Source organism: uncultured Sphingomonas sp., from assembly GCF_913778135.1.
GTDB lineage: Bacteria > Pseudomonadota > Alphaproteobacteria > Sphingomonadales > Sphingomonadaceae > Sphingomonas.
Genome location: NZ_CAJYVU010000035.1, coordinates 1 through 21,077, shown reverse-complemented (window position 1 = coordinate 21,077; position 21,077 = coordinate 1). Strand labels below are relative to the sequence as shown.

Annotated in this window: 23 protein-coding genes; 14 read left to right on the top strand and 9 right to left on the bottom strand. The window is 68.2% G+C overall.

Annotated features, from left to right (window positions below; all coding sequences use genetic code 11):
• Window positions 1-108 precede the first annotated feature (108 nt).
• Window positions 109-1,926 carry an ABC transporter ATP-binding protein/permease gene (locus QZ847_RS03375; protein ID WP_294353046.1) on the bottom strand — a complete coding sequence of 606 codons (1,818 nt, stop codon included), beginning with the start codon at window positions 1,924-1,926 and terminating at the stop codon, window positions 109-111.
• Window positions 1,927-2,080: 154 nt separating this feature from the next.
• Here QZ847_RS03375 and QZ847_RS03370 point away from each other — a divergent pair, with 154 nt between their 5' ends.
• Window positions 2,081-2,314, top strand: coding sequence for a hypothetical protein (locus QZ847_RS03370; protein ID WP_294353045.1), 234 nt, complete (start codon window positions 2,081-2,083; stop codon window positions 2,312-2,314).
• Window positions 2,315-2,438: 124 nt separating this feature from the next.
• Here the strand turns inward: QZ847_RS03370 and ubiG are convergent, their stop codons facing one another.
• A complete protein-coding gene (gene ubiG / locus QZ847_RS03365) occupies window positions 2,439-3,281 on the bottom strand; it encodes a bifunctional 2-polyprenyl-6-hydroxyphenol methylase/3-demethylubiquinol 3-O-methyltransferase UbiG (protein ID WP_294353043.1) in 843 nt (280 codons plus the stop codon).
• Between the two features lie 53 nt (window positions 3,282-3,334).
• Between ubiG and QZ847_RS03360 the strand changes: the two genes are divergently transcribed.
• Window positions 3,335-4,603 (top strand): aspartate kinase, encoded by a 1,269-nt coding sequence (locus QZ847_RS03360; protein WP_294353041.1) that lies wholly within the window; start codon window positions 3,335-3,337, stop codon window positions 4,601-4,603.
• A gap of 3 nt (window positions 4,604-4,606) precedes the next feature.
• Here the strand turns inward: QZ847_RS03360 and QZ847_RS03355 are convergent, their stop codons facing one another.
• From QZ847_RS03355 to QZ847_RS03345, 3 genes are all read right to left on the bottom strand, one after another.
• Window positions 4,607-4,816, bottom strand: a complete 210-nt coding sequence (locus QZ847_RS03355) for a helix-turn-helix transcriptional regulator (protein ID WP_294353038.1) — start codon at window positions 4,814-4,816, stop codon at window positions 4,607-4,609.
• Window positions 4,809-5,240 (bottom strand): hypothetical protein, encoded by a 432-nt coding sequence (locus QZ847_RS03350; protein WP_294353036.1) that lies wholly within the window; start codon window positions 5,238-5,240, stop codon window positions 4,809-4,811. Before QZ847_RS03350 ends, QZ847_RS03355 begins: the two co-directional genes overlap by 8 nt.
• A gap of 75 nt (window positions 5,241-5,315) precedes the next feature.
• A complete protein-coding gene (locus tag QZ847_RS03345; protein ID WP_294353034.1) occupies window positions 5,316-5,732 on the bottom strand; it encodes a secondary thiamine-phosphate synthase enzyme YjbQ in 417 nt (138 codons plus the stop codon).
• Window positions 5,733-5,769: 37 nt separating this feature from the next.
• Here QZ847_RS03345 and QZ847_RS03340 point away from each other — a divergent pair, with 37 nt between their 5' ends.
• The 8 genes from QZ847_RS03340 (at window position 5,770) to pal (ending at window position 12,550) form a co-directional block, all read left to right on the top strand.
• Window positions 5,770-6,801, top strand: a complete 1,032-nt coding sequence (locus QZ847_RS03340; protein ID WP_294353032.1) for a nitronate monooxygenase — start codon at window positions 5,770-5,772, stop codon at window positions 6,799-6,801.
• Between the two features lie 119 nt (window positions 6,802-6,920).
• Window positions 6,921-7,721, top strand: coding sequence for a hypothetical protein (locus tag QZ847_RS03335; protein WP_294353030.1), 801 nt, complete (start codon window positions 6,921-6,923; stop codon window positions 7,719-7,721).
• 61 nt (window positions 7,722-7,782) lie between these two features.
• The gene (locus QZ847_RS03330) at window positions 7,783-8,262 is read left to right on the top strand and encodes a YbgC/FadM family acyl-CoA thioesterase (protein WP_294353028.1); all 480 of its coding nucleotides are present in this window, start codon (window positions 7,783-7,785) and stop codon (window positions 8,260-8,262) included.
• Window positions 8,259-8,951 (top strand): protein TolQ, encoded by a 693-nt coding sequence (tolQ, locus tag QZ847_RS03325; protein WP_019516701.1) that lies wholly within the window; start codon window positions 8,259-8,261, stop codon window positions 8,949-8,951. Before QZ847_RS03330 ends, tolQ begins: the two co-directional genes overlap by 4 nt.
• A gap of 9 nt (window positions 8,952-8,960) precedes the next feature.
• The gene (tolR, locus tag QZ847_RS03320; protein ID WP_294353026.1) at window positions 8,961-9,392 is read left to right on the top strand and encodes a protein TolR; all 432 of its coding nucleotides are present in this window, start codon (window positions 8,961-8,963) and stop codon (window positions 9,390-9,392) included.
• The gene (locus QZ847_RS03315) at window positions 9,392-10,507 is read left to right on the top strand and encodes a cell envelope biogenesis protein TolA (protein WP_294353025.1); all 1,116 of its coding nucleotides are present in this window, start codon (window positions 9,392-9,394) and stop codon (window positions 10,505-10,507) included. The genes tolR and QZ847_RS03315 overlap by 1 nt, the downstream gene beginning before the upstream one ends.
• Window positions 10,508-10,632: 125 nt before the next feature.
• Window positions 10,633-11,931: a Tol-Pal system beta propeller repeat protein TolB gene (gene tolB, locus QZ847_RS03310; protein ID WP_294353087.1), complete on the top strand. Its 1,299-nt coding sequence runs from the start codon at window positions 10,633-10,635 to the stop codon at window positions 11,929-11,931.
• 88 nt (window positions 11,932-12,019) lie between these two features.
• The gene (pal, locus tag QZ847_RS03305; RefSeq protein ID WP_294191215.1) at window positions 12,020-12,550 is read left to right on the top strand and encodes a peptidoglycan-associated lipoprotein Pal; all 531 of its coding nucleotides are present in this window, start codon (window positions 12,020-12,022) and stop codon (window positions 12,548-12,550) included.
• Between the two features lie 51 nt (window positions 12,551-12,601).
• On the opposite strand, the gene QZ847_RS03300 is transcribed toward pal, so the two are convergent.
• Complete coding sequence (locus tag QZ847_RS03300) at window positions 12,602-13,390, bottom strand: oxygenase MpaB family protein (protein ID WP_294353023.1); 789 nt, start codon at window positions 13,388-13,390, stop codon at window positions 12,602-12,604.
• Between the two features lie 59 nt (window positions 13,391-13,449).
• Complete coding sequence (locus QZ847_RS03295; protein WP_294353021.1) at window positions 13,450-13,959, bottom strand: MucR family transcriptional regulator; 510 nt, start codon at window positions 13,957-13,959, stop codon at window positions 13,450-13,452.
• A 266-nt stretch (window positions 13,960-14,225) separates the two neighbouring features.
• Here QZ847_RS03295 and QZ847_RS03290 point away from each other — a divergent pair, with 266 nt between their 5' ends.
• From QZ847_RS03290 to QZ847_RS03280, 3 genes are all read left to right on the top strand, one after another.
• Complete coding sequence (locus QZ847_RS03290) at window positions 14,226-15,659, top strand: amidohydrolase (RefSeq protein WP_294353020.1); 1,434 nt, start codon at window positions 14,226-14,228, stop codon at window positions 15,657-15,659.
• Window positions 15,660-15,727: 68 nt separating this feature from the next.
• A complete protein-coding gene (locus QZ847_RS03285; RefSeq protein ID WP_294353085.1) occupies window positions 15,728-17,011 on the top strand; it encodes an amidohydrolase family protein in 1,284 nt (427 codons plus the stop codon).
• 305 nt (window positions 17,012-17,316) lie between these two features.
• Window positions 17,317-18,603 (top strand): glycoside hydrolase family 130 protein, encoded by a 1,287-nt coding sequence (locus tag QZ847_RS03280; protein ID WP_294353083.1) that lies wholly within the window; start codon window positions 17,317-17,319, stop codon window positions 18,601-18,603.
• A 116-nt stretch (window positions 18,604-18,719) separates the two neighbouring features.
• Here the strand turns inward: QZ847_RS03280 and QZ847_RS03275 are convergent, their stop codons facing one another.
• Together QZ847_RS03275 and QZ847_RS03270 are read right to left on the bottom strand one after the other, a co-directional pair.
• Window positions 18,720-18,983 carry a hypothetical protein gene (locus QZ847_RS03275; RefSeq protein ID WP_294191219.1) on the bottom strand — a complete coding sequence of 88 codons (264 nt, stop codon included), beginning with the start codon at window positions 18,981-18,983 and terminating at the stop codon, window positions 18,720-18,722.
• On the bottom strand, window positions 18,980-19,498 hold the full coding sequence (locus tag QZ847_RS03270) for an SAM-dependent methyltransferase (protein WP_294353017.1): 519 nt from the start codon (window positions 19,496-19,498) through the stop codon (window positions 18,980-18,982). Before QZ847_RS03270 ends, QZ847_RS03275 begins: the two co-directional genes overlap by 4 nt.
• A gap of 277 nt (window positions 19,499-19,775) precedes the next feature.
• Between QZ847_RS03270 and QZ847_RS03265 the strand changes: the two genes are divergently transcribed.
• The coding region (locus QZ847_RS03265; protein ID WP_294353016.1) for a heme lyase CcmF/NrfE family subunit at window positions 19,776-21,077 on the top strand (1,302 nt) is incomplete at its 3' end.

The following is a 21,077-nucleotide window of genomic DNA, read 5'->3' as shown; positions in this document are numbered from 1 at the left end:
TGGTGCGCGTGATGCACCGCGGGACGGCGGGCATCAAGGGCGCGGCGAAACATGGCGTTACATTTAGGGCAGCGGGGCTGACGTGGTGCTGAACGGTGTGGCGGAGGCTCAGGCGGCCTCCGCCTCGGCTTCCTCGCGCTCGCTTGCCTGGCGTTCCCACATCTCGGCGTAGAGGCCGCCGCGACGGAGCAGTTCGGCGTGGGTGCCGCGCTCGACGATCTCGCCCGCTTCCAGCACGACGATCTGGTCGGCGTGGACGATGGTGGACAGGCGGTGCGCGATGACGATGGTGGTGCGGCCGCGCTCGATCGCCTCCAGCGTGTCCATGATCTCCGCCTCGGTGCGACTGTCGAGCGCGCTGGTCGCCTCGTCGAGGATCAGGATCGGCGGGTTCTTGAGCAGGGTGCGCGCGATCGCGACGCGCTGTTTCTCACCGCCCGAGAGCTTCAATCCACGCTCACCGACGCGGGTGTCGTAGCCGTCAGGCTGGCGTTCGATGAAGCCCGCGATCGCGGCGCCTTTGGCCGCACCCTCGATGTCGGCGCGCGTCGCACCCTCGCGGCCGTAGGCGATGTTGTAGCCGATCGTGTCGTTGAACAGTACGGTGTCCTGCGGCACGATGCCGATTGCGGCACGCAACGACGCCTGCGTGACGTGCGCGATGTCCTGCCCGTCGATCGTGATGCTGCCGCCGGTCAGGTCGTAGAAGCGGTACATCAGCCGCGCGAGCGTCGATTTGCCCGCGCCCGATGGGCCGACGACCGCGACCGTGCTGCCGGGCGCGACATCGAGGTCGATGCCCTTCAGGATCGGCATGCCGTCGTCATAGCCGAAGCGGACGCCCTCGAACCGGACGTGGCCGCGCGCGACCGACAGCGGGTGGGCATCGGCGGCGTCGGTGACCTCGGACGGGGTGTCGATCAGGTCGAACATCGCGGCCATGTCGATCACGCCCTGGCGAATGGTGCGATAGACCATGCCGAGCAGGTCGAGCGGACGAAACAGCTGTGACAGCAAGGTCGAGACGAGCACGACGTTGCCCGCGGTGAAGCGTCCCTGGCTCCAGCCCCAGGCGACGTACGCCATGCCGCCGCCGAGCATCAGGTTGGTGATGAGCGCCTGACCGACGTTCAACCACGCGAGGCTGTTCTCCGACTTGACCGCGGCATCGGCGTAGGAGCGCATCGCGTTGTCGTAGCGGCGCGCCTCGCGCTCCTCGGCGCCGAAGTATTTCACCGTCTCGAAGTTCAGCAGCGAGTCGACCGCGTGCGCGACCGCGCCGGTGTCGAGGTCGTTCATCCGCTCGCGCAAGGACGAGCGCCAGTCGGTGACGGTGCGGGTGAACCAGATATAGGCCACGACCATGACGAGGGTCGCGGCGACGAGCGGCCAGCCGAACTTGACCCAGAAGATGCCGACGACGAGTGCGAGTTCGAGGATCGTCGGCGCGATGTTGAACAGGAGGAAATAGAGCATCGTGTCGATGCTCTTGGTGCCGCGCTCGACCACCTTGGTGACCGCGCCGGTGCGGCGTTCGAGGTGGAAGCGCAGCGACAATTGATGGAGGTGGCGGAAGACGCGCGCGGCGAGGCGTCGCGTCGCCTCCTGCCCGACCCGCTCGAACACGGTGTTGCGCAAATTGTCGAACAGCGTCGAGCCGAAGCGCGCGACGGCGTAGCCGAGGATCAGCAGCACGACGAGCGATACCGGCGTGCGCGCGACCCCCATGCCGTCGATCGCACCCTGGAGCGCGAAGGGGGCGCCGTAGACCTGCACCAGCTTCGAAAGAATGACGAGGACCAGCGCACCGGCGACGCGCAGCTTCATGCCGGGCGCGTCGCTGGGCCAGAGATCGGGCAGGAAGCGGCGGATGGTGGGGAGCAGCGGGCGATCGGCACCCGGTGCGATGGAGGTTTGCGGCGGCATTGACACCGATGTCGTGCGCGCGGGTCCTCGCGTCAATGCGGGGAGGCGGAGAGACGGCTCGATCCGAAACGGCGCAAGCAGGCCCGCCTGTCAAGGCAGAAGATGGAACCGGGTAGCTACCTTCACGTTTTGAATGACATAAGGGAGGCCGAAGATGGAAACTGTCTTCTTCGTCATGGCGATCATGGGCTGCGGTGACGCGAACACCGCTTGCACCGAAGTGCGAGTCGATCCGGTCCGTTACAGCACGGTACAGCAGTGTCAGGCGGCATTGCCCGCGGCGCTGGCGCGCAACAACGATCTGTCGTTTCCCGTCATCAGCGGTACGTGTCGCTCGAACGCACCGCAATGGGCGAAGTCGTCAGCGAAGGCTGCGATGCGCGGGTGATCGACGCGATCTGATCGTTTCAAAGCAACTGACGCCGAGGTCAAGGATTGAGCCTCACGCTTCTTCACCGGTGGGCCGATTTACTCTAGCTCCATTTTGTATTCACTCGGCCACCTGTCAGGGGTCAGTCGATTGCTCGATTGGCTGGCGGCGTTAGCGTTGCCGGGTTTGGAAGGGTGACGACCGCCCCACTGGCATTCGCTGGATCGAACGTGCGACGTGCTGTGATGAAATAGTCGAGCGTCGTCGACTGCCCGAGCGCGAAGCCTTTTGCCGACAGCGTCAGCCCGGTGGTGTCGATCACCTCCAGCCCCGCGTCGCAGATCAGCGCCGTAAGTTCTTCGGGGGTGAGGAACTTGTCCCAGTCATGCGTGCCGCGCGGGATGATGCCGGTACGCTCCGCGCCCTCGACCAGCGCCAAGCGGGTGAGCCAGGTGCGGTTGGGCGTCGACATGACCAACAGCCCGCCGAGTGCGACCGCGTCGGCGAGGCCGCGAACGAAGCTGGCAGCGTCGGAGACGTGCTCGACCACCTCCATCGAGGTGACGAGGTCGAAGCGCTCGCCCGCCGCGGCTTCGACGCCGCCGACGCGGTAGTCGATCGCGAGCCCGCGGCGCGAGGCGTGGTCGCGCGCGACCGAGATGCTCTCACCCGCCGCGTCGATCGCGGTGACGTGCGCGCCCATACGCGCGAGCGGCTCGCCGAGGAGGCCGGCGCCGCAGCCGACGTCGAGCACGCGGCGACCGCGCAGGGGCGCGAAGCTGCGGTCGTCGAGATCCCAGTGGCTGTCGACGCGCTGGCGGATGTAGCCGAGCCGCACCGGATTAAGCCGGTGGAGCATCGCCGAGGAGCCCTTCGGGTCCCACCATTCCGCCGCCATGCGCCCGAAATGCGCCGCCTCGCGGTCGATCACGGACGCGTGAAGGGGTGCCGAAGTGGTCGCGGTTGTTACGGTTGCGGTCGTCATGTGCCGCTCCTATCAGGACCGCCCTCTTACCCCAAGGCGTTTGGACCAGCGGCATGGCGCGCATCGTGATGAAGTTCGGCGGCACCTCGATGGCAGGCATCGAGCGCATCCGTTCGGTCGCCGCGCGCGTCAAACGCGAGGTCGAGGCGGGCAACGAGGTGGCGGTGGTCGTCTCCGCGATGGCGGGAGAGACCGATCGGCTGGTGGGCTTCTGCCGCGAAGCGTCGCCGCTGTACGACCCGCGCGAGTATGACGTCGTCGTCGCATCGGGCGAGCAGGTTACGAGCGGGCTGCTCGCGATCGCGTTGCAGGCGATCGGCGTCAAGGCGCGGTCGTGGCTGGGCTGGCAGTTGCCGATCAACACCGACCAAGCGTTCGCCAAGGCGCGGATCGGCGGAATCGATACCGAGGCGCTGAACGCGAGCCTGTCGGCGGGCGAGGTCGCGGTGATCCCGGGATTCCAGGGCGTCAGCGAAGACGGGCGGATCACGACGCTGGGGCGTGGGGGATCGGATACCTCGGCGGTCGCGGTCGCGGCGGCGATGAAGGCGGATCGCTGTGACATCTACACCGACGTTGACGGTGTTTATACCACCGACCCGCGCATCGTGCCGCGCGCGCGCAAGCTCAGGCAGGTGACGTACGAGGAGATGCTGGAGCTGGCGAGCGTCGGCGCGAAGGTGTTGCAGACGCGCTCGGTCGGCCTCGCGATGAAGGAACAGGTGCGCGTGCAGGTGCTGTCGTCGCTGACCGGCGAGGATGCACCCGCGGCGGATACATTGCCCGGCACGATGATCGTGGGTGAAGAGGAGATCGAAGACGTGGAACGCCAGCTAATCACCGGCATCGCGCACGACAAGAACGAGGCCAAGATCACGCTGACGGGCGTGCCCGACACGCCCGGATCGGTCGCGGCGATCTTCGCGCCCTTGTCGGCGGCGAACATCAACGTCGACATGATCATCCAGAACATCGCGCACCGGAGCAGCGGGTCGGCGAGCGCGACCGACGTTACCTTCACGGTTCCGTCGTCCGACCTGCCGCGCTCGATCGAGGCGCTCAATCAGGCGCGCGCCGAGATCGGGTTCGGCGAGCTGATCCACGACACGCGCGTGGCGAAGATCAGCGTCGTCGGCGTCGGCATGCGCAGCCACGCGGGCGTCGCCTCCACCATGTTCGAGACGCTGGGCGCGCGCGGGATCAATATCCTCGCGATCTCGACCAGCGAGATCAAGGTCAGCGTGTTGATCCACGAGGATGAGACCGAGCTGGCGGTGCGCGTGCTGCACACCGCCTATGGGCTGGACGCGGAGGCGGCGTAGCCTTCAAACCTCGGGCAGCGAGAACAGCGCCTCCACCGTTTGCCCGAGCGCGCGCGACAAGCGTAGCGCGACGATGGTGGAGGGAATGAAGACGCCGTTCTCGACCGTGTTGACCGTCTTTCGGCTGACGCCGGCCGCCTCGGCCAGCTGCGCCTGCGTCCATCCGCGCGCGTCACGCGCCGCGCGTAAGTTGTTGTGGAGCGCGTCAGCCAAGGCTCTTGCGCTCCTCCAGCCCGAACGCGAGCAGCCCGACCGCTAGACCGATGCTGACGATCATGTGCGCGGCGCGCTGCGCGTCGATCGGCTCGAACGGCGCGACGACGAACACGAGCATCGCCGTCGTGATCGCAGCGGCGAAGGCGCGGGTGATCGCGGTTCGGCGGTTCTCGCGGCTGACCTCGTCGTCGACCAGCGCGTGGATCGCGGGGGGCATCAGCCACTTGCCGCCGGTGAGGAGGATCAGGAGCGCGCTAACCGCCATGACGAGCCAGGCGAGGTTCTGCACGATCGTGACCGCTCGCCAATCCCAATGCGACAGCAAGCCGTTCTGCGCGACGAGCAGCAGCACGCCGAGCATGGGCAGGAAGCGCGCGCGCTGGCGAGAGATCGCCTCGGCGCGGATGTGGTCGGTGGTCATGTCAGACACCCTTTCGTGTAACCGATCGGTGACATGTAACCTTTAGGTGACAGCAGGGTCAAGCAGGTTGCGCGGTCACTCTCCGATGACGTGGAGCGCGACGCGGCGGCGGTGGGGGGCGGTGCGGTGTTCGAACAGGTAGATGCCCTGCCAGGTGCCGAGCACGGGCGCGCCGCGCGCGATGGGGATCGATAGCGACACGTTCGTCAGCGCGGTGCGCAGGTGGGCAGGCATGTCGTCGGGGCCTTCGTCGTCGTGTTCGTAGTCGCGCGCTTCGGGTGCGAGCTTCGCGAAGTAGCGCTGGATGTCGCGCCGGACAGCGGGGGCGGCGTTCTCGTTGATGAGGAGCGAGGCGGAGGTGTGGCGGCAGAAGACGGTCAGCAGCCCGGTCGTGATCGCCTGCGGCCCAAGCCAGCGTGAGACCTGATCGGTGATCTCGACCAAACCTTGCCCGCGCGTGTCGATCGTCAGTTCGCCCGATGCCTGCTTCATGCTTTCTCCGCTGGTCTGCCCGCGTTAAAGACCGTGGATGAACGAGACGAACAACTCCGGCGCCGATCGCCTGTCCCGCCGCATGGAACGCGGATGCGCCTTTCTCGGGTCCGAGGTCGCGATCATGGCGGGCGCGATGTCGTGGGTGTCGGAGCGCAACCTGGTCGCGGCGATGTCGAACGCGGGCGGGTTCGGGGTGATCGCGTGCGGCGCGATGACGCCCGCGCTGCTCGACGCGGAGATCGCCGCGACGAAGGCGCTGACCGAGCGGCCGTTCGGGGTGAACCTGATCACGATGCACCCGCAGCTGGACGAATTGATCGCGGTGTGTGCGCGCCACGAGGTCGGTCATGTCGTTCTGGCGGGTGGGTTGCCGCCGAAGGGGTCGCTGGAGGCGATCAAGGCCGGTGGCGCGAAGGTGATCTGCTTCGCGCCGACGCTGGCGCTGGCGAAGAAGCTGATCCGGTCGGGCGTCGACGCGCTGGTGATCGAGGGGATGGAGGCGGGCGGGCATATCGGGCCGGTCTCCACCAGCGTGCTGGCGCAGGAGATGCTGCCCGAGATCGCGGACAAGGTGCCCGTGTTCGTCGCGGGCGGGATCGGGCGCGGGGAGGCGATCGCGGGGTACCTCGACATGGGCGCGGCGGGGGTGCAGCTCGGCACGCGGTTCGTCTGCGCGACCGAGTGCGTGGCGCATCCGAACTTCAAGCGCGCGTTCATCCGTGCGTCGGCACGGGATGCGGTGGCGAGCGTGCAGATCGATCCGCGGCTGCCCGTCATCCCGGTGCGTGCGCTGAAGAATGCGGGGGGCGAGCTGTTCACCGCCAAGCAGCGCGAGGTCGCGCAGCGGCTGGACGAGAGCGCGGTCGCGATGGCCGAGGCGCAGCTGGAGATCGAGCATTATTGGGCGGGTGCGCTGCGCCGCGCGGTGATCGACGGTGACGTCGAGCACGGCAGCGTGATGGCGGGCCAGTCGGTCGGCATGGTGACCAAGGAAGAGCCGATCGCCGACATCATCGCGCAGCTGATGACCGAGGCGGCCGACGCGCTGCGCGCGCGGGCGGCGTAAGGTTCGGGCGGTAAGCGCGCGAAATGCGGTGAGCGGCGCACGGTTCGCCGCATGATTACCGCGCGTTAACCATTGGGCGGCTAGCAGCGAGTCATGCCGGGGGGCCGGAAGGATTCGTGATGCGTAGGTTGCCGCTCCACAAGATCGTCGTCGCGAGCACGCTCGCGATCGTTGCCGGATGCGCGAAGGTCGCGCCGCCGCCCGTCGTCGCGACGCTGCCGCCGGCACCGGTCGTGGTGCAGGCGCAAATGCCGAAGGGCGGACGTCCCGGCATGGTGATCCCGATCCGATTGGCCGACGGCAGCTACGCGACGCCCAACCGTTCGCTGACCGGGGCGGCGACTGTGTGGCATCTGCGGACCGCGCTGAACGTCGCAGCGCTGGCGTGCCGCGATGGCGACGAGGCGCAGACGACGGCGGCGTATAACGCGATGCTGACCGCGCGAAAGGCGGTGCTGGCGAGTGCGGAGACGACGCTGTCGGCGGAGTTCAAGGCGCGCGGCGGCGACTGGCGCGACAGCTACGACGACGCGATGACGCGGTTGTACAATTACTGGTCGCAGGATTTCGCGCGCGCCGGTTTCTGCGCGGCGGCGAAGCAGGCGCTGGCGGCGGCGCCGGCGGTGCCCGAGGCGGAGTTCGCGACGTTCGCGAGCGTGCAGCTGGCGGCGCTCGACCAGCCGTTCACCGATTTCTTCCGCGCGTACGATGCCTGGCGCACGCAGGCGGCGCTGGTGCCGGTCGGGCCGCGCCCGCTGGCGGCGCCGGTCGTTGCAACCGCGGCGACCGTGCAGGCGGTGCCGGGGGCAGAGCCGCGCACGCAGGTGGTGACGCAGGCCGTGCCCGCGCGTGCCACCGCGACGCCGCTGGTCGCGAAGGATCTGCCGCGGATCAACGTGGACGCGTCGGCGCTCAACTAGGGCGCGTTCCCCACCGCGAGCGGGGTTCCGTTGCGGCGCGGTCTTGGTTAAAGCCCGGCGCATGGCGAGTGGCGGACCATTGCCCGCGAGTGGAGGCTTCGAGGGCAGGGTGCACCTGTTCCCGTTGCGCGTCTATTTCGAGGACACCGACCTGTCGGGTGTCGTCTACCACGCCAATTACCTGCGCTACATGGAGCGCGCGCGATCGGATATGCTGCGCGTCGCCGGCATCGACCAGCGCGCGCACTTCGACGGCGGCGGGGGTGCCTATGCGATCCACGACCTGCAGATCCGCTACGCCGCGCCAGCGGGACTGGACGATGTGCTGGTGGTAGAGTCCAGTGTCGAGGCGGTGACGCCCGCGCGCGTCGTCATTCATCAGACAGTCAGGCGTGACGCGGTCTTGCTGACGCGCGGCGTCGTCACCGCGGCGCTGGTCGGACCCGACGGGCGCCCGCGGCGGCAACCGGCGGCGTGGATCGAGCTGTTCCGCACGCTGACGCCTATCAACGACATGAACCTTGGGGAGCCCGTCACTTGAACCCGATCGTGAACACCGATGCGGCGACGCTGTCGCCGATCGCCCTGTTCCTCCAGGCCGACTGGGTGGTGAAGGGGGTGATGCTGGGGCTGCTGCTCGCCAGCATCTGGACCTGGGCGATCATTGTCATGTTCTGGCTGAAGGTCGGGCGGACGCGGAAGGCGACCGAGAAGTTCGAGCGCGATTTCTGGAAGGCGGAGGATATCGACGCCTTCTACAAGTCGAACGGCAATGCCGATCTGCCATCGGCGCGCGTGCTGGCGGCGGGCGTCGCGGAATGGCGGCGGTCGACGCAGGGGCAGGTGATCGACCGCGAGGGCACGCGCGACCGGCTGGCGACGACGATGGGCGCGGCGGTCGCGAAGGAGATCGACGAATTGTCGGACCGGCTGAACGTGCTGGCGACGGTCGGGTCGGTCGCGCCGTTCGTGGGGCTGTTCGGCACGGTGTGGGGCATCATGCGCAGCTTTACCTCGATCGCGAGCCAGCAGAACACCAGCCTGGCGGTCGTGGCACCGGGTATCGCGGAGGCGCTGTTCGCGACCGCGATCGGGCTGTTCGCCGCGATCCCGGCGGTGATCGCGTACAACCGCTTCAGCCACGGCATCAACCGGATCGAGGCGCGCTTGAACCGCTTCGCCGACGGGTTCCACGCGACCTTGTCGCGCCAGCTCGACCGCGAGCGCTGAGGCAAGCACATGGCGATGCATCTTCCTTCCGGGCGGAGCCGCGGGCGGCGCGCGCCGATGGCGGACATCAACGTCACGCCGCTGGTCGACGTGATGCTGGTGCTGCTGATCATCTTCATGGTGACAGCACCACTGTTGACCGCGGGCGTGCCGGTGAACCTGCCCGACAGCCGCGCCAAGCCGCTCGACCAGGAAAAGCAGCCGACCGAAATCTCGCTGGACGCGCAAGGTCGCATCTTCATCGCGAAGGAGGAGATGTCGTTCGACACGCTGTCGGCGCGGCTGGACGCGATCGCTGCCGCTGCGCAAGGGTCCGAGCCGCCGCAGGTGTATCTGCGCGCCGACCGCAAGCTCGATTACGGGCAGGTGATGCGCGTGATGGGCGAGCTGAACCGCGCCGGCCTCAACCGCGTCGCGCTGGTGACGGTCGGGGAGGATTGATGGACCGCGCCGAGAAGGTCGGCCTGGGCGTTGCGATCGCGGGCCACGTCCTGCTGTTCGGGTTGATGTCGCTCGGCTTTCTCGACACGCCCAATCCGGTCAAGTTGAAGCAGACGCCGGTCGAGGTCAGCCTGGTGCCCGAGGTCGCGCTGGAGGCGGCGGCGCCGGCGAGCAGCGAGGCGCCGTCCGAGCGTGTGTCGCCGGAAGCGGGCGAGCCCGAGGATGCGGCACCGCCCGCGGCCGAGCCGGAGCCTGCGCCCGAGCCAGCACCTGCGCCGGCGCCCGCGCCCGCACCGAAGCCGGAACCCAAGCCCGAGCCGAAGCCGCAGCCCGCGCCCAAGCCGGCGCCGGCCAAGCCTGCACCGAAGCCCGAACCGGCGCCCAAGCCCAAACCCGCGCCGAAGCCGAAGCCGGTTGCAAAGCCTGCGCCCAAGCCGAAGCCCAAGCCGCCGGTGCGTGAGGCGGCGGAGAAGGCGCCGGCCAAGACGACCGCGAAGCCAGCGGCCAAGCCCGCGCCGGCCAAGCAGGCGAGTGCGAGCAAGTCGACTTCGAGCAAGTCGACATCCAGCAAATCGGCAGGCAGCAAGTCGAGCACCTCTACCTCGACCGCCAAGTCGTCGGGCAACCCCGCCGCCAAGCCGGCGGCGAAGCAGGGTAGCGGCGCGAGCGAGAAGGCGACCGCGTCGCGTCCGCGCGGCGGTCGACTGGGCGACGATTTCCTGAAAGGGCTGTCGGCGGAGCCGAGCAAGGCGAAGAGCAGCGATGCGCCGCCGTCGGCCGCGCGCGTCGATGGCGCCGCGCTCGCCGCGATCCAGCAGGCGATCGCTCGGCAGATCCAGCCGTGTGCCGACAAGCAGGTTGATCCCGGTCCCGGTGCGAACCAGATCGTGACGACGCTGAACCTGCGCCTGAACCGCGACGGTACGCTGTCGGCGACACCCACGGTCGTGCGCCAGCGCGGCGTCGACGACGACAACCAGCGCTACGCACGGCGCGTGGTCGATCTGGGAATCGCGGCGTTCAAGGGTTGTTCGCCGCTGAAACTGCCGGCCGAATATTACGCCACCGCCAACGGGGGGTGGAGCAACATCAACTACAATTGGAAATTGCGGTGAGGATCAGCGCGCTTCTTCTCGTCTCGGCGCTCGCCGCCGGGATCGTTTCGGCTCCTGCATCGGCGCAGGACGTGCCGCCGGTGACGCTCACGCCGCCGGCGGCTGCGCAGCCGGCGCAAGGGGCTGTGCCTGCGCAAGCTGCACCCGGCGCTACCCCGCCGCCGCTCGAGGTCGACGTGACTGGCGGCATCTCCGCGCCGATGCCGATCGCGATCCCGGCGATGCCGACGCCCGCGGTGACGAGCACGCCTGCCGGGTCGACCGATGCGCTCGGGCGGCAGCTGGCCGACATCATCGCCAACGACCTGCGCGGATCGGGGCTGTTCACGCCGATCCCGCCGGCGCAGCTGCGCACGGTCATGTTTCCCGAAGTGACCGCGCCGGCGTACGATTACTGGGGCGGGACCGGCGCGCAGGCGCTGGTACAGGGTTATATCCGCGCCAACAGCGACGGGTCGCTGGCAGTCGGATGCTATCTGTACGACGTGACCGCGCGTGCCGAGCTGGTGCGGCAGGGCTTTGTCGTGCCGCCGTCGCAGTGGCGGCGTGCGGCGCACAAATGCGCCGACGCGATCTATGCAAGGCTGACGGGCGAGGGGCCGTATTTCGACAGCCGCGTCGTCTACGTGTCCGAGACCGGGCCGAAGGGCAACCGCATCAAGCGGCTGGCGATCATGGACCAGGACGGCGCCAATCACCGTTTCCTGACGGCGGGTTCGTCGATCGTGCTGACGCCGCGCTTCGCACCCAACCAGCAGTCGATCGTCTACATGAGCTATGTCGGGAAGAACCCGGCGATCTACGTCTACGATATCGGCACGGGCAAGCAGCGGCTTGTCGTGCAGAATGCGGCGACGACGTTCGCGCCGCGCTTCTCGCCCGATGGCCGCTGGATCCTGTTCTCGCGCGCGGACGGCGGCAACACCGACATCTACCGCGTGTCGAGCGCGGGTGGCGGTACCCCGCAGAAGCTGACCAACTCGCCCGGGATCGACACCGGCGGCAGCTACTCGCCCGACGGTTCGAAGATCGTGTTCGAGAGCGACCGTTCGGGCGGGCAGCAGATTTACGTCATGAACGCGGACGGATCGAACCAGCAGCGGATCAGCTTCGGCGGCGGGCGCTACGCGACGCCGGTGTGGAGCCCGCGCGGCGACCTGATCGCGTTCACCAAGCTGACGGGATCGTTCCGCATCGGCGTGATGAATCCCAACGGTTCGGGCGAGCGATTGCTGACCGACGGTTATCAGGACGAGGGGCCGAGCTGGTCCCCGAACGGGCGCGTCATCACCTTCTTCCGCACCGGTAGCGGCAGCGGCGGCAAGGCGGATCTGTGGTCGGTCGACCTGACCGGCGTCAACGCGCGGCGTATTCCGACCCCGCTAGACGGGTCCGATCCGGCGTGGGGACCACTTCAGCCGTAAGCGCTTTATCCAACCAATAGCGCACGTTACCACTGGGGGCATCTGCCCGGCACGGGCATCCAGGGGATCATCACGGGAGTTGAAGAGCATGGCACGACTGACGACGACGATATTGCTGGCGACCGCATTGGTGGCGACGGCGGCGTGCTCCAAGAAGCGCCCCGCGGTGCTGCCGCCCGCCGCCGGCGAGGCGCCGCCGCCCGCGTACCAGGACCCCAACGGCGGGATGAACGGTGGCGGCGCGGGTGCGGTGACGCCGGGGTCGGCGGCCGATTTCAAGCGGTCGGTCACGAGCGACACGGTGCTGTTCGCGCTCGACATGTACGACATCGACAGCGAGGCGCGCGCGATCCTCGACACGCAGGTGCAGTGGCTGACGCGCTATCCCAACGTGCGCGTCACGATCGAAGGCCACGCCGACGAGCGCGGGACGCGCGAATACAACCTTGCGCTGGGTGATCGTCGCGCCAATGCGGCGAAGAACTATCTGGCGGCGCGCGGCATCAGCCCGTCGCGGTTGAGCGTCATCAGCTACGGCAAGGAGCGCCCGGTCGCGCTCGGATCGGACGAGGCGAGCTACGCGCAGAACCGCCGCGCGGTGACGGTGGTGGTGAACTGATCGCGGACTAGGCGATCGCTCCGTCGCCCCGGATTAGGTCCGCGCCGGCGCTCAGGCTTTGAGCGCCCAGCGGAGCACGCCGCCCATGCCGTTGGCGCCGAGGCGGACGGCAGGGCGCGCGTAGGCTGGCAGGCCGCGACCGTGGAGCGCCTGCGCCCAGGGCGGCAGCAGATCGATTGCGGCGGCAGCGGCGAGGTTCATCGCCGAGGTCGTCGCCTTGTCCTCGCCGGGTGCGAGCAGCGCCTGTGCCACCTCGCGCGTGCGATGATCGGCGCGCAGGTCGGGGCGGATGCGAGCGTAATAAACGTCGATCTCTGCTCGGGAGCGTGGCACGTCGGTGGCACCGAGCGCTTCGGCGACCGTCGCGGTTTCGGCGAAATAGCGCTCCTGATCGGCGACGCTCATCGAGGGATCGCGGTAGCGCAGATAGGCGCGCAGGAAGCTGTCGACCTCCGCGACATGGACCCAGGTGAGCAAAGCGGGATCGTTAGCGCTGTAGCGCGTGCCATCGGGCAGCGTGCCGCCGACGCGGTCGTGGATGCGGCGGACCTGTGCAATTGCGGCGCGCGCTTGCTCGGTCGAGCCGAAGGTGGTCGCGGCGATGAAGCGCGCGGTGCGTTTCAGCCGGCCGTGGCGATCGTCGCGAAAGCCCGAATGGTCCCACACGCCCGCTAATGCGGCGCGGTGAAGCATCTGCAGCAGCAGCGCGGAGATGCCGCCGATCATCATGGCGGTGAAGTCGCCGTGGACGCGCCACGCGGCGGACGTGGGGCCGAACAGCCCATCGTCGCCGGGTGGGCGCGTCAGGTCGACCTCACCCGAGCCGACCAGCGCGCGCACGCGTGTGGCGAGTGCGGCGCGAACGTCGGTCAGGGGCGAGGGGAAGATGGGCGAGGGGATCAGGCCTCGACGGTGGCGGCGGGCTTGCGGCCGCGGCGCGGTGCAGGAGCGTCGCTCTCGGCAGCCTGCTCGGCCGCCTTCTTCGCGCCGGCCTTGCGGCCCAGACCGATCTTCTTGGCCATGTCGCGACGCGCTTCCGAATAGCTTTCGGCGACCATCGGATAGTCCGACTTGAGGCCGTAGCGCTGGCGATACTCGTCCGGAGTCAAACCCTGACCCGCGAGGTGACGACGCAAGGTCTTGTACGGCTTGCCATCGATCAGCGAGATGATGTGATCCTTCGATGCCAAGGACTTACGCACCGAAACGGCGGGCGTGTATTCGGCCTGCGGTTCCTCGGTGCTCTCGCTCGTCCCGGTGCCGGTCAAGTTGCTGACCGCCTGATGCATCTGCTGCAGGAACGCGGGGACGTCTTCACTGGCGGCGCGGGTGTTGGGATTGGAGAGCCACGCGATGGTCAACTCGGTTGCAAGCTCCACGGTGTTGTTGGTCATCGCGTCATCGGTCACTTGTGCTGGCTCCTTGTTCTTGATGTCCCAGATAACACCGGGCCTTCAATGGTCAACATGCCAGCTTGTAAATTTCAACATAACTGGATCAAAGATTATCGATTAATCATCAATATTGGCCCTGATCGTGAATTTCGCTGCCAAGTATCGTGCCGGCAAGTTGTTCATCGCGCAGGAGCAAATGCGATCGGCGGCATGGTTTAGCGCTTGCGCGCATCCGGGTCGCGCGTCAGGATCGCTGCCAGAATAATCGAACGGGGGCAGGCATGAAGACGGGGCGCGCCGGACGGGCGCTGGGGATGACGGCGGCGCTCGCGCTGGTGCTGCCGGCGTGTACGCAGGCGGGAGCACGACCGCAGACGGCGTCGCGCGACGCACCCGCGCGCAAGGCTCCGCCCAAGCCCTATTCGCGCGATCCGTTTCCCTCGACCTACCATGCCTATCCGGGTGTGCCGACGCTGCTGACCAACGTCACCGTGTTCGATGGCGAGGGCAACCGGATCGAGCGCGGGCAGGTGCTGTTCGCCGATGGCAAGATCGTGAGCGTGGGGCAGAGCGTCTCGGCGCCCGCCGGCGTCACGACGATCGACGGCACCGGCAAGTTCGTGACGCCCGGCATCGTCGATATTCACAGCCACCTGGGCGACTATCCGAGCCCGCAGGTGCGCGCGCTGTCGGACGGCAACGAGGCGACGGCGCCGGTCACCGCCGATGTCTGGGCCGAGCATAGCGTCTGGCCGCAGGACCCGGGGTTCAGCCGTGCGCTGGCGAACGGCGGGGTCACCACGCTGCAGATCCTGCCGGGCTCCGCCAATTTGTTCGGCGGGCGATCGGTCGTGCTCAAGAACGTCTACGCACGCACGACGCAGGGGATGAAGTTTCCCGGCGCGCCGTACGGATTGAAGATGGCGTGCGGCGAGAACCCGAAGCGCGTTTACGGCAGCAAGGGACGCGAGCCCTCGACGCGAATGGGTAACATCGCGGTCGACCGCGCCACCTGGGCGAAGGCGGCGGCGTACAAGCGCAAGTGGGACAAGTATGACGCCGACGGCGGCGACATGCCCGACCGCGACATCGCGATGGACACGCTGCGCGGTGTCCTGTCGGGCGAAATACTGGTGCAGAATCACTGCTACCGCGCCGACGAGATGGCCAACGTGCTCGATATGGCGAAGGAGTTCGGTTACCACGTCGAGGCGTTCCACCACGCGGTCGAGGCGTACAAGATCGCCGATCTGCTCCGCGCCAACAACACCTGCGCCGCGGTCTGGGCCGATTGGTATGGGTTCAAGATGGAGAGCTACGACGGAATCGGCGAGAATTTGGCGATCCTGGAGAAATCGGGCGCGTGCGGGATGATCCATTCCGACGACGAGAACGGCATCCAGCGGTTGAACCAGGAAGTCGCCAAGGTGCTGTCGTCGGCGCGGCATGCGGGCATCCAGATCAGCGACGCGGCGGCGTGGAAGTGGCTGTCGCTCAATCCGGCCAGGTCGCTGCACATTGCCGACAAGACCGGCAGCCTGGTCGCGGGAAAGATGGCGGACGTGGTGCTGTGGAACGGCAATCCGTTCAGCGTCTATACCCGGCCAGAGAAGGTGTGGATCGACGGTGCGCTGCTCTACGACGCGGACAATCCAAGGCTCAGGCCGGTGAGCGACTTCGAGTTGGGTCAGCCGGGTTCGGGAGACGTGAAGTGAAGCGCGCGACCATGCACATCGCACCGCGCCGTTCGCGCTTCCTCACCACGGTCGGCATCGCCTGCGCGATGGCGGGCGCATTCACAGGCTGGCGCGCATCGGCGCAGACGGTGGCGATCACCGGTGGCACGGTCGCGATCGGTGACGGCTCCGCGCCAATCGAAGGCGGCACCGTCGTGGTGCAGAACGGGCGCGTCGTCGCCGCCGGGCGCGGCGTGGCGGTGCCCGCGGGGGCGCAGGTGATCGACGCGACGGGCAAATGGGTCGCGCCGGGCTTCGTCGCGGGCTTCTCAAACCTAGGGCTGGAGGATGCCGACGGGGTCGAGGAAAGCAACGACGTCACCGCGCGGCAGTCGCCGTTCAACGCCGCGATCGACATCGCGCCCGCGATCAACCCGGCGAGCGTCATCATCGCCAACGAGCGGCTGGGCGGCGTCACCCGCGCGATCGTCTCGCCGCGCTCGGCGGGATCGATCTTTGCCGGGCAGGGTGCGGTGATCGGGCTGGGCGGCGATGCCGACACGGTGATCCGTCCGCGCGCGTTCCAATATGTCGAACTGGGCGAGGATGGCGGGCGGCAGGCGGGCGGCAGTCGCCCGGCGGCCTATGCGGCGCTGCGGGACGCGTTCGCGCAGGCGCAGGATTATCGCCGCAGTCCGGTCACCTTCGACGGGCGCGGGCGCGACGCGCTGATCAAGCGCGGCGATGCGCAGGCGCTGGTGCAGGTGCTCGAAGGCCGTGTGCCGATGCTGGTGCATGTCGAGCGTGCGAGCGACATCCGCTCGGTACTGGCGCTGAAGCGCGACTATCCGCAGGTCAAGCTGGTGCTGGTCGGGGTGGCCGAGGGCTGGATGGTCGCGCGCGAGATCGCCGCCGCGCGCGTGCCCGTGATCGCGCAGGCGCTGGCCGATCTGCCCGCCTCGTTCGAGCAGGTCGCGGCGACCGAGTCCAATGTCGGCCGCATGTCGGCGGCCGGCGTCACGGTGGCGCTGTCCACGCTCGGCTACAATGACGCGCCGGGCGAGCATGTGGTGAAGCAGTTCGCGGGCAATCTGGTCGCGATAACGCGCGTGCCGGGTGCGACCGGGCTCGACTGGGGACACGCGCTGGCCGCGATCACCAGCGGGCCGGCCGCGGCGCTGGGGATGGACGGCGAGATCGGGTCCTTGCGTGCCGGGCGGCGCGGCGACGTGGTGATGTGGGACGGCGATCCGCTGGAGCTGTCGTCGAAGCCGGTCGCGATCTGGATCGACGGCAAGCCGCAGCCGATGCGGTCGCGCCAGACCGAGTTGCGCGATCGTTACCTGACGCCGACCGAGGGCGCGCTGCCGAAGGCATACGAGCGGCGTTGAGGCTGGTACCGATCCGCGCGAGCGGGCCTGTGTTGCCTGATTAGCATCAATTCTCTCCCACGCGTGACGTTTTGCGTACGTGCGGGAGCGGAATGCCCGCACCGCCGTTCAGGCGGCAGCACGGGGCATGAAGCGGCCCTGCGCGGCGGAGGTTTTGCATGTCCCAGACGCTCGACCAGCAGGCACGATACCGGTCCGACCCGCCCGAGGCTGCGGCGCCGGTGCAGGCGACGCTGTCGCCTGGTGAGCAGGAGGGGGTGGGCGGTCCGAACGGGGATGCGTCACCGGGTCTGCATCCGACCGCGATGACAGCGGCGGACGTATTCTCCACGCTCGAGCTGGAGTTGAAGCCCGATCCGTCGCGCACCGTCGTGCGGCCGTTCGGGTTCAGTTACCCGGCCGACTTCGCCGACGGGCGGACGCCGCGTGCGACCGCGGTCGCCGAGCGGTTGATGGCGCTTGCCCCCGACATGCGCGCGCGGATGCGCGAGTTGCTGATGAAGCCGATGTGCGAGCGCCACCGCAACGTGCAGCATACGTTCCTGCGGCGGTACGAGGATGTGAAGGCGGAGATCGGTGATCCGGCGAAGGATGAAACCGACCGCGTGCTGATCGGTGCGTATTTCAGCCAGGAATATGCGTTCGAATCGGCCGCGCTGTTCAACCCGAGCATGGTGGCGCTGCCCGATCAATCGGGCGCATCGCAAGGATCGGTGCGGTTCCTGATGTCGCTGCGCGGGATCGGCGAGGGGCACATCTCCTCCGTCACCTTCCGCACCGGCGAGTGGGACGGCGAGCACGGACTGACACTCGACCCGCCGAGCGCGACCGGCATCCCGCCGCAGGTGTCGCCGCACGACGACGGCTGGGTGCGGCTGATCTGCGAGGACAGTCAGGACGTGTCGGAAACGGTGATCTTCCCGGTGCTGCCGAGCCAGCGACAGGGGATCGAGGACGTGCGACTGGTCAACTTCACCGACGACGACGGCACGCGCAGCATCCTCGGCACCTATACCGCCTTCGACGGCAAGGATGCGCGGCAGGAGATGCTGCGCGGCGTCGACCTGCGCACGGTCGAGATGCGACCGCTGACCGGGCGGATGACGGGCTACAAGGGCATGGCGCTGTTCCCGCGGCGGCTCAACGGTGACTTCGTCATGTTGGGACGGCAGGACAACGAGAACATCTGGCTGCTCCGCTCCGACGACATGGATAATTGGGAAGACGGCGAGATCATCATGGGGCCGAAATACCCGTGGGAGTTCGTCCAGATGGGCAATTGCGGATCGCCGATCGAAATCGACGAGGGCTGGCTGGTGTTCACCCACGGCGTCGGCATGGTGCGCGGTTACTGCGTCGGCGCGTGCCTGCTCGATCGCGACGATCCTTCAAAGGTGCTGAAGCGCACGCCGTCGCCGCTGCTGTTTCCCAGCGCCGAGCAGCGCGGCGGGTATGTGCCCAACGTCACGTACAGCTGCGGCGGGTTGCTGCACGGGCGGCGCGTAATGCTACCGTACGCGATCGGGGACGAGTTCAGCGCATTTGCGGTGGGATCGGTCGACGACATACTTGCGGTGATGGAGCCTGCCTGAGCCAAGCGCGCGGGAGGGGGCCGCGGTCGCAGCGACCTGCGCCGCGGCCGTGACCGTTATCGGATCGGCAGACACCCGCTCGCTCGTCTGAATGGCAGCGAAGGGGGCACGTTTACTCAAATACCGAACCCGTCGTCGCCCTGGCCGCGGCGACGGAGCCGGGCGGCGTGTACCGCGTCCTTGGTAAAGGCGTGGCCGCGATGTTCGGCGCGCAGGACCTGACCCACCCGCTTGCCGTGGATCATCAACGGCAGGCCGAGCAGCGCAAGCGGGAGGAAGACGATCATCGCGGGTGATCGATCGAGCACCAGACACATCGTGCACGAGAAGGCGAGCAGCGCGGTGCCGCCCAGTTTCCATTGCAGATCGCGGCGGGTCATGCGGCGATCCCCGTGACGCCGTGCGCCGGTTGGTCGCCGATGACGAGCCTCGCCGCCGCCCGAACGCTTGCCTCGCCGCGATGATCGTCTGCACCCCGATCGTCATGCCAGAGCAGGATGTCGGCGGGGAAATCGGTTTCACTCGCCAGCGCGCGTGTCGGGTCCGCTACCTCGAAGGAAAGGCCGATCGAGCGATCGTCCAGCCGGGAAGCAGCCGCGCACGCGCGGCCGACCAGCGCCGGCGACGTGTCGATGCCGCGCCCCTCGATCGCGGTGAAGCCGAGCGCGCGTGCGTGGCGGACAGCCGCGATCAGCAAGGTACCGCACCCGCAATCCGCGTCGACGATGCGAACGGCGCGGCGCTGCTGGCGGCGAAGGTCGCCGAGCGCCGAGCAGATCTGGCACCATCGCGGGTCTTCGAGCGCGGCGCGACTCTCTCGCCTTGCAGGTGCGGGCGCTGGCGCGACGCTCGCGCGGCGCGGCAATGCGACGATGACTTCGAGCATGTTGGCCATTTGACGATCCTCAAGCCTGACAGGCGGGCGAAGCGTGTCCCGCTTGTCCGAGGAGGTACGGAGCGGCGCATAGTGTTTCGAGATCGAACCGGATAAAGTGCATAGCGCGGCCATAGTGTTTCATGGGTAGTACTGCGCAGGGCGGACGATTACGCGGGCCGCTGGCGGAAAGCCGCAATACCGCTGCGAGGTTTGCGGTCGCGACATGTCCGCGCTGGTTCTCTGACGCGAGCGCGGGTAAGGCGGCGGGCGACGTGAGCTTCGATCCTTTTCCCGCATGACCGCCGAATTCGGCCTTGCCGCTTTGTGGTTCGCCGCGACGTTCGCGGTGTTGCAGATCGCCTTGTCGGCTATCGCGCTCAGGCGCGGGCGCGCCGACGTGGCGGCGGCGATGCGGCCGGTGGCGATCGTGCAGGGGGTGCTCGTCGCGCTCGCGATGGCGGCGCTGATCGCGTGCTTCATGGCCTCCGACATGTCGGTCGCGCTGGTGGCGGCGAACAGCCATTCGGCAAAACCGTGGCTGTACAAGTTCGCGGGCGCGTGGGGGAACCACGAGGGCTCGATGCTGCTCTGGGTGACGATCCTGGGGCTGGCGGGCGCAGCCGTCGCGCAGTTCGAGCGGCGCTTGCCCGAGCGCACGCTGATCGCGACGCTGGGGGCGCAGGCCGCGATCGCGCTGGGGTTCTACGCGTTCCTGCTGTTCGCCTCCAACCCGTTCGCGCGCGCCGATCCGGCGCCCGCCGACGGCGCGGGGCTGAACCCGTTGTTGCAGGACCCGGGGCTCGCGTTCCACCCGCCGACGCTCTACGCCGGTTACGTCGGGCTGTCGGTCGCGTTCTCGTTCGCGGTCGGGGCGCTGGTCACGCGCGACGTCGGGCCGGTGTTCGCGCGTGCGATGCGGCCGTGGGTGCTGGGCGCGTGGGTGTTCCTGACGCTGGGGATCACCGCGGGGTCGTACTGGGCGTACTATGAGCTCGGCTGGGGCGGGTGGTGGTTCTGGGACCCGACCGAGAATGCCAGCCTGATGCCGTGGCTGGCAGCGACCGCGCTGCTCCACTCGGTCAGCGTGCTGGCGACGCGTGATGGCCTTCGCGCGTGGACGATCATGCTGGCGGTGGTCGCGTTCTCGATGAGCATGATCGGCACGTTCCTGGTGCGGTCGGGCATCCTCACGAGCGTCCACGCCTTCGCGGTCGATCCGACGCGGGGCAGCTTCATCCTCGCGTTGCTGGTGATCTACATCGGTGGGGCGCTGGCGCTGTTCGGTGCGCGTGTCGGGACGGTTCGGCAGGGCAATTTGTTCGATCCGCTTAGCCGCGAGGGCGCGCTGGTGGTCAACAACCTGCTGCTGTCGGTGATCCTGGGCGTGGTGCTGATCGGCACCTTTTACCCGATCGTCGCGGGCGCGATGGGGGTGCAATTATCGGTCGGGGCGCCGTTCTTCGACAAGACGGTCGGGCCGCTCGCGCTCATTCTGGTGGCGGTGATGGCGGCGGGACCGTTGATGCGGTGGCGGCGCGACGAGGTCGGTGCGGTGATCGAGCGGCTGCAATGGCCGATCGCGGCGGCGCTGTTCGCG